Origin of the sequence: Paraglaciecola arctica (genome assembly GCF_018861065.1) — a bacterium.
GTDB classification, from domain to species: Bacteria; Pseudomonadota; Gammaproteobacteria; order Enterobacterales; family Alteromonadaceae; genus Paraglaciecola; species Paraglaciecola arctica_B.
Genome location: NZ_JAHKQO010000011.1, coordinates 26,630 through 35,888 on the forward strand (window position 1 = coordinate 26,630; position 9,259 = coordinate 35,888).

Here is a 9,259-nt window from a genome sequence, read left to right on the forward strand (position 1 = left end):
AATTACACCCAGAGCATTTTTATACCAATCATTATCAACACCACGCCCCCCAAAATCTCCGCTTTACTCTCAAGCCAAGTGCCACTTTTGACGCCAATAAACACGCCCAAATAACTAAAGATAAAGGTAGTGATCGCAATAATAAAACAAGCTAAAAAAGGGTTAATATCAAGTAGAGTCAACGCAAAACCCGCGGCCATGGCATCAATACTTGTGGCGATAGCGAGAGTTAACAACACTCTATGAGTCACCTTTGTGAGATCTTCTTCGATGCCCTCAGAGAAAGATTCGAAAATCATCTTTCCGCCAATCAAAACTAACAGTACAAAAGAAACTATGGGAGCGTAAGACTCAACCCATCCCAACACACCTTTTCCGCCTAAATAGCCAATGAGTGGCATCAGACCTTGAAACACTCCGAAATAAACCGACGCCAGCAGTGCTAGAAACATTGGATGTGATTTTTGTTTAGAGCCTAATCCGATGGACACTGCAAACGCATCCATACTCAAAGCAATAGCGAGAAGCAGTACTTCAAACAATTGAGGTTAACCTTGATGATACTAAAGAGGTAAATTGTAACGATAAATCGAAAGCAAATAAACGTTAGTTGCTTCGATGATTCATGCAATAACACAATAACATTAATAAAGAGCTTTAGTGACTCAATTCTCCCACGGCTCACTAGTTTAGATTGCTAACCCCAAGGTTTTGCTACTGCCCCCAACCCAAAAAGGCTCGATTGCTTTTCGCAACTCGAGCCTATTAACATAAAATATCGGGCTATATTGAGTTAGGTTTACTTAGACAAATTATAATCCGTCAAATAAATCTTATCGCCTGCTGCCCCGCCCACCCCAAATATGGCTATTTGAGTTAACTTAGAAAAGTTAATTGGAATATCGGCAAGGTTAACACTGACCTCTGTCCAACTACTGTTCACAGATAGCGGCACCTTAAATTCAGCACCGTCTACGATAAAGTCTAGAGTGTATTGTGAAAACGCGCCTTGCGCAGCAATTTTGAAATTAAGTGTGCTGAACTGAGCCACATCAAATTTGTATTCCTGCACACCACCATAGATGTCTCCCATCAATGCCAACACCGCGCCCCAACTTCCACTGCCACGTGTGAGTTCGAAAGCGCTCAAACCGCTGTAAGTCACATCGGCAGCGAATGATGTCCCGGTCGACCACTCGTTAATAGTCATATTGCCATCGTGGGCATTATCGTCGCCATCAAATACCATATCGGTTGCTTCACCAGTAGATGAGAAAAACACAAATTTTTCGCCAGGACTGTCTTTGTTAGCGCCCACTTTACCTGTGTCGTAAGCAATCAAATCAGTCATATAGAGATTCTGACTAGCAGATCCCCCTTGATAAACGCCGAATAGCGCTATTTGACTCACGTTAGACAAGTCAATGCCGTACATGCCTAGGTCAATATCGATTTGATTCCATTGCGATTGATTAGCTAAGGTAAAACCGACTTCTTGGGCCACTTCGTTATCCCCGACTTTTGACACTATAGACAGAGCATATCGTTCAAACGCGCCTTGTGAAGCGACCTTCATTTTGATGTTGGTGTACTGTGAAAAGTCCACGTCATAGTTATCGATGTTAGAACCATCGGAAATATCACCTTGCAGCGCAAGCACTGCCCCCCAAGATCCGTTGGCACTAAGTTTGATAGCATCTAGTCCGTCGTAGGTGCTATCAGAAATAATGGTACCTGTACTCCATTCACCAAATATCACATTACCTTGGTCACTAAAGTTATCCCCATCCACAATCAAATCGGTGGTAACCGAAGGATCTGAGGAGATAAACACAAAATCATCTTCAGTATTGCTATCAAACTCGGTGGTGCCATCGTTAAGCAAACTAAAGTCGGTAACGTGAATAGTAGACACACCTGCTTGCCCACCAATGCCGTAAACCGCTATCCAATCAATAACAGAAAAGTTAATTGGAATATCAACTGTATCTAAAGAGACGGTTTGCCACGTACTTATCGCTTCGTTAACTGGCAGAGCAAACTCTTTATTCACGCCATTTCCTGAGATGGCAATTTTGTAGCCACCCGAATACGTACCTGTTGTGGCTATCTTCAGCTCAATTCGATTAAACAAGCTAAAGTCACCATCAATGCCGTTTGTAAACGCTAGCACGGTTCCCCAGTTGCCAGCCTCGGGTGAATTCGAACTAGAAGTCATTTCCCAGCCAAGTAGACCATCAAACATCACATCACTTTGAATAGTAGTGCCGGTACTCCATTCACCCACAGTGTCGGGTGCAAAATCAATGTCGCTAACCCCAGATGATGAAACCAAGACAAAGGCGTCTTCTGCAACAGGACCATCACCAGTACTTTCTTGTAACGTGACACTGACATCGTCAATATAAACCACGCCAACGTCGCCACCTAAGTCAAATAATACTCGGTTATTTTCTCCGCCAAACCCCGAAATTGTGATGGTGTAACTATAAGTTTGCCATTCATTACTTAAAGAAACTGTCTCAACAATATTTGTCCAAGGATCATAGTTAAGACCTAGGCCAACAACGATAGAACGTGACAACGGGGCTTTGGCTCTGAACGACAAAATATAAGTCTGGTCCTGAATTAATGTTAGTGGGTAACTTAAGTTTACGTCCCAAGGATTACCAGCTAGGGCAACATCAGCCATAAAGACGTTATTGTCACCTTCTAGTATAACATTGACTTCGCCTATCCAGCCTTCGCCATTATTGTCGAACGAGCCATTGCTGACTAATTCGTCTCCTGTGTCACCGCCATCACCACTATCACCACCGTCACCACCGTCACCGCCGTCACCACCGTCACTACCGTCACTACCGTCACTACCGTCACTAGCTTGGATCATCACGCTAACATCATCGATAAACACCTCACCAACTTCAGCCCCCAAATCAAAAAATACGCGACTGTTGTCATCACCAAAACCCGTTGTGGTAATAGTGTAGGTATAGGTTTGCCATTGTTGCGTTAAAATAGTGTTCTCAACCACGTTGCTCCAAGGATCATGGTTTAATCCTAGTCCAACCAAAATCGAACGTGCTGTTGGAGATTTTGCGCTAAATGACACAACATAAGTTGTATCAGGAATGATCGTCATAACTTGACTAAGATTCACATCCCAAGGATTACCTGCAGCTTGCACATTGGCGTAAAATACACTGTTGCCGTTTTCAGCAATTACTTCAACGTTGCCAATCCAACTTTGAGTACCGTTTTCGAAGTCTCCATTGCGGACTAATTCACCATCAGTTGGTTCACCTCCACCGCCACCAGTGTTTTCGCCAAAGAATCGAATGTTATCAAAATACACCTCGTTATCTTGAGTACGACCAGCAAAATCAAAGTCTGGGAAAAATATAATCTGATCGATATCAATGGCTTCTGTCAGCCCAATATACCCACTAAAATCAAAGGTTAGCTCTTCCCATTGATTAATTAATGTATTGGCTACTTTAATTTCACCCTGCGCACCACCACTTGCAATGGCAAACTTCACACCTACGTCACTAATAACACTTTTATACACCATGACTTTAATGAGGCTATTTGACTCATCTAAGGTCATAGGACCAAAATCACCGTGAGCGGTCTCTGTCCCTACCCATGGCGCACCACCAACACGAGCAGTTATTTTTGCGACTGTAGATGAATCGTTAATACCTGAAGTATCAGGGTTGGCAACAAATTCTAGAGCTGGGTTATCAGCATTTTCAAACACATTCCAATTTAAAGAAGCACCGTACCCGTCGACTTCAAAATCTATGGCTGGCAAATCGCTTTCAGAACCGTCATCCTCTACTTCACCTTCTAAAATAGTGACATTATCCACTCTGAAAACAGCACCTTCGCCCTGCCCCCAATCTGGAAATATCATGATGACATCAATGCCATTTAGATTCAGACCTGCATTACTCAGGGTTTTCAAGGGGATTGCATAGTGTTGCCACTCACTGGTAGGCGTATCAATTGAAATGCTCACTTCACTACTCACACCGCCTTGCTCAACTTTTAGATTCCAATTGGCTGCGGCGTTATTAGGAGGTGTAACTAATTTAAGGTCAAATTCTAATACCCCCGTATCTAACATTGGCGTACCGTCGTAAGGCGCAGGCGCATCGGCAAAATTAGTATTAAAACCCAAGACTGTAGGCTGTGCACCCACTACAAACTCAATGACGTTGAGATACTCACCGTCTTCATATTCGATAGTAGGAAGCGTTCCGCCACAACAATCCCATGCGGGCCATGATTCATTAATTGTTTCATCAAAGATAATTAAATCTCGAGCAATACCGTCAGAAGGCGGTATAGGAATGGGTGCAGAGCCATCAACCAAGGTGCCTCCCTCAGAAATTGAGTCAAGATAGCCATCAGTAACTGTTGCACAGCCCTTACCATTGCTGGGGTTAACTGAACATTCATATACACGTACGTAGTCAACTTCAAACTTATTGTTACCGTCAAACGCAGAGGCATCGATTCCCCCCTGATTAACGTTTGCAGGCCAATCTCCCCCTACAGCAAAATTCAAAATCATGTGGAAACGCTCATCAAAAGGAGATTCATCATAAAAATATTCACCTGCCTCTTCACGATACCAACCACGATGCGTTAAACCATCTGGATTACCATCTGTGTTGTAAGTCGCTTCAGACTTTCGTTGAGTTTGGTATAATACGCCGTCGACATACCAGCGCATTTCACCCGCTTCCCATTCTATGGCGTAGGTATGAAAATCATCAGCTGGGTTAGCGCCACTAGGCAATAAATAGTTATGCCCAGAGCGATCATTGTTTGGCCAACTTTCACCATAATGCAGCGTACCGTGTACGTTAGACTCTACGCCTCCTTCATTTAGCGGTACCCCAAGATTGACCGCTTCAAAAATGTCAATTTCACCGGAATGTGGCCAACCACCATAGGTATTGTCTGTAGGTAACATCCAAATAGCAGGCCAAGAGCCTTGGCCAAATGGAGCTTTTGCGCGAATTTCGAATCGACCGTAGGTCCAATCACCTTTTTCCTTTGAAACCATGCGAGCAGAGCTATAAGGTAAAGGTTGACCACTCTCTGATTTAGCTACAATTTTTAATATGCCATCTTCAACATAAGAGTTTTCAGCACTATCGGTGTAACATTGTTGTTCATGGTTACCGCCACCATCGCAGTTAATTTCGTGGGTCCATTTGTTATTGTCTATTGCTGTGCCTTCAAATTCGTCACTCCACACCAATTCCCAACCCGCCACGTCATTTTGCAGCGAGGCGGTAAAGCTGAGGCTTTGGCGCTGTAATTCAAAGTCGACTCTAACTTGATGCGATTCGCCTGGCATAAGTTTCGAGATGTCTAAGTCAAAATAAGGCACAGCTGAATCAGTCGTTCCTTGTGCATTAACAACGGGTAAACTTGCATTAGCAATGATGACTCGAAACGGACCATCGATCGTTTCAGCACCCGTATTTTCAACGGTTACATAAGTAAAATAAACACGGTTGATTCTATCTAATGCCGCCCGTGATTGAGTAATATTAACGTGACTATTTATATCCTCCCAGCCCGCTAATGCGTAGTGTGAAGACATCATCATCAGGGCGCAACACGCCCCTTTTATGAGTTTTAAATGATTCATAAATTTCCCGGTAAAAGGTAGATATTTAGTTTTGGACAAAAATCAAGCCGCGGCTGAAGCCTTGACTAACACTGACTCGTCATGAAAAATCGAGAGTTAACGGCGTTTTTTGCGGACATACAAACCCAGCAACCCCAGAGACAACAAACTCAGCGCTGTGGGTTCAGGTACGTCACTTTGAATTTTATTTTCTGTCAAAGACACACTGTTAAGAAACAAGGTTGAGCCAAAGGCATCAGTTAAACTGAAGTCGTCTACCCCAACATTCAATTGGAAATCTAAGAACCACCCTCCTTGATTAACAAAAGAATTGTCCAATTCAAAACTGAGCACTTGGCTAAATGCACCATCAACATCTGTAGGGGCATACAAAAAACCTAAACCGCCAGTTTGGTCGTAGTAATTTCCAGCTCCGTCATTTAAGCCGATCAAAAAATAGTCTGCGATAAAGCCAATCTCATTACTGTTACTTTCGCTGTCTACTGCAAAGTCTATTTGTAACGAAAACGTGCTGTCTGCAGCGCCACTTAAATCCAGCTCTTGAAAAAGAGTGTTAGCGAACCACGCTTGATCTAATGGGGCACCAGTGGCGTCACCAGCGGGGTCGAAATGATCAACATTAAGAGTAGCGCTGCAGTTTCCGGCGTTGTTAACCATGCCAAAATCATTGCCCGCAGGTAATTCACCAAACCCGTCTGTATCTTTTTGCCATCCGGAGTAATTACAACTAGAAAAATCACCGTTGACTATTGCACCGCCAAAAGTGTTTGTGCTTGCTAAACAAAGCGTTAGCAAAGAGAGACCTGTAATTAGTTTCATTTTAATCCTATATATAAAATTAGATAACGTCCGAATAGCGTGTATTTATATAGGTATTCAATATGGACATTATTCGCATCCAGTTGTTTGATTTGGCTACCCGAAACATTTGACGTTTTAATAGAACCCTTTATAGCCGAACTATAAAGGTGCTCTACTCCAGCTGTTAAACACCCATAATAAACACATCGTATTAACAGTTATTTAACAGGAGATAGCCTAGGCCTCAGTTGTAGGTTCGCCCACACTTTTTCGCCCAAAGGTGACAAAACCAAAGACAAAACGGACTAACAAATAAACACACTTTATCGCGGTGGCATGAGCAGGACTTTTACCGCGACAAAGCGGACTCAGCTGTGACTAATAAAACTATAAGAGACTCGTGTCTGACAACAATCAGAGAACCTTCGAAACAGAGGTTCGAAACATATAGCTGCAGAAAACGGCGCGTTTCACGCCCCCTTACATCCAATTTGACATGACTTTTCTATCAAAACACGAAAATGAAATAAATGATTGCAACCAATCACTTTTTACACCCCAAATTAACACTCATTTATTTCAACCCGTAACCACCATAATTTTCATTATGACAAATAATCCTTTTAAATCAACAAGATAAAATATGGCATGTGCATTGCTATATATGAAAAATGATTGTCAGGTAGGCACACTCTTCACAGTAACCCTACTAATTGGAACCTTAAGGATAAATCAACGTGAAACCAAAAATCTGCAATAGAAGTATAATGATTGCCGCTGCAATGTTGAGCATGTCAACTCTACCTGCTGCTGCAGGAGAAGACGGATTGTTAGGTCTGGATCTACAACAAGTAGTGACCACTTTAGACGTATCTGAACTTACCACGTCATTAGGTTTACCTGAATTACCTGTAGTTGATAGCCTTTTAACACTGGACAACGAAGTATTGATCCAAGGCGGCGATATCGAATTGCTAAAACAACTCGTTGAAAAGGTTGGTGGTGTCATTACCCATAACTTACCTTTAGTCAATGGCATTGGTATTCGAGTCTCAGACGTGCAATTGGCACTCCTAAAGAAAATGCCAAGTTTGATTACGGTTACCGAAAATCAAGCAGTTTTTACCTCTGGCGCACTTGATCATTGTTTAGTATACGGCAGCCACGTTGTGGATCTCAGTGCCAATAAAATCCGTTGGAATTTATACAACGCCAAAGACATGCAAGCTAACGCTAAGGAAATGACCTTCACTTGGCCACAAAATTTAGGGAATGTGCGCACCGTAAAATTTAATGGTTCAACAGTTTATTGGAGCCTTTTTAGTCGTCACAATGGTGAGTTAACCTTAGATGCCTACGATCTTAGACGATACGGCGATCTTGACGCTTTCGAAAGTGCCACAGTCGAGCTTACATTTTCACGTTACGATGCCGATGATTACCAGCAAGGTGATTTTTCGATGGACGTACAGTTTGAAGAAAATTGTGATCGTAGCTTAGTGAAAGGTTATGACACGCAAGCTAATGACAAAGACAGCAATAGTTATTACGTCGATAACATAGGCGCTGATGAGCTTCACGATAAAGGCCTAACAGGTGACGGTGTTACCGTTGCGGTAATCGATAGTGGTTTATGGGCAGAGCACCAAGCGCTAAGCCAAAACACCAAAAATAGAGACAGAATTTTAGCAGCGTATGACGCCATCGCCGATACTGAAATCGATCCAAAAGAAATGACTGATGAAAATAGTCATGGTACTCATATTACCGGCATTATTGCCAACAGTGGTCGTGCTATTGTTGATGGAAAAAAGCGTAGTTTTTATCAAGGCGTAGCGCCAGACGCCAACTTAGTAGTTGTGAAGGCTTTTTATGAAGATGGCCACAGTACCTATTTAGATGCGCTTCGTGGACTTCAATTCATTGCAGACAACTATCAAGAGCACAACATTCGTGTAGTTAATCTGTCTTTTGGTGCGCCACCTCGTTCCAATTATTGGGCCGACCCAATCAATCAAGCGGTCATGCGACTTTGGGAAAAAGACGTAGTAGTAGTGACATCTGCCGGTAATACTGGTCCAAGTGCCATGACTATTGGTGTGCCCGCCAACGTGCCCTATGTAATCAGTGTAGGAGCCATTAGCGATAACTACACTCAAGACAACCCAAACGATGACACCTTGCTTTCATTTTCATCTCAGGGACCCACTCATGAAGCGTTTATCAAACCCGATTTGGTTGCGCCTGGTGGACATATGTTTAGTTTGGCAAACGAAGAGATGTACGTACCCAGTAAATTCCCACAGTACATGAAAGGCGATGACCGTTTTATTATGTCAGGGACGTCACAGGCTTCTGGTGTCGTGAGCGGCATGGTTGCATTAATGTTGCAAAATGATCCTAGCTTAAGTGCAAACGATGTGAAGTGTCGCTTGATGAGTAGCACCACTATGGCCCAATTTGACGGAAAATTAGCCTACAGCCCTTTCCAACAAGGTTCGGGTAGCGTTAATGCCATCAAAGCAATCGAATCTGCGAGAACAGGTTGTGCCAACAACGGTATGGACATTGCCGCAGACTTAAGCGGTGAGCAGCATTACATGGGTGCGGCTCGTATGGATGAAAACGGAAACTATTACATCAAAGGTTTCGAATTCGAAGTATGGGAAGAAGCATTCATGTGGGATGAAGCGTTCATGTGGGATGAAGCATTCATGTGGGATGAAGCGTTCATGTGGGACGAAGCGTTCATGTGGGATGAAGCATTCATGTGGGACGAAGCGT

The 9,259-nt window shown here is 43.1% G+C and carries 4 protein-coding genes; 1 reads left to right on the forward strand and 3 read right to left on the reverse strand.

The genetic code is table 11. The features are described from left to right. Window positions 1–2: 2 nt before the first annotated feature. The 3 genes from KO534_RS03910 to KO534_RS03920 form a co-directional block, all read right to left on the reverse strand. On the reverse strand, window positions 3–542 hold the full coding sequence (locus tag KO534_RS03910) for a manganese efflux pump MntP (RefSeq protein ID WP_215927467.1): 540 nt from the start codon (window positions 540–542) through the stop codon (window positions 3–5). A 257-nt stretch (window positions 543–799) separates the two neighbouring features. Beyond that, entirely contained in the window at window positions 800–5,674 is a 4,875-nt protein-coding gene (locus KO534_RS03915) for a carbohydrate binding domain-containing protein (protein ID WP_215927470.1), read from the reverse strand. A gap of 96 nt (window positions 5,675–5,770) precedes the next feature. Then, window positions 5,771–6,493 carry a PEP-CTERM sorting domain-containing protein gene (locus tag KO534_RS03920; protein ID WP_215927472.1) on the reverse strand — a complete coding sequence of 241 codons (723 nt, stop codon included), beginning with the start codon at window positions 6,491–6,493 and terminating at the stop codon, window positions 5,771–5,773. 719 nt (window positions 6,494–7,212) lie between these two features. On the opposite strand from KO534_RS03920, the gene KO534_RS03925 reads away from it, so the two are divergent. Beyond that, a partial coding sequence (locus KO534_RS03925; RefSeq protein WP_354667903.1) for a S8 family peptidase occupies window positions 7,213–9,259 on the forward strand: 2,047 nt, incomplete at its 3' end.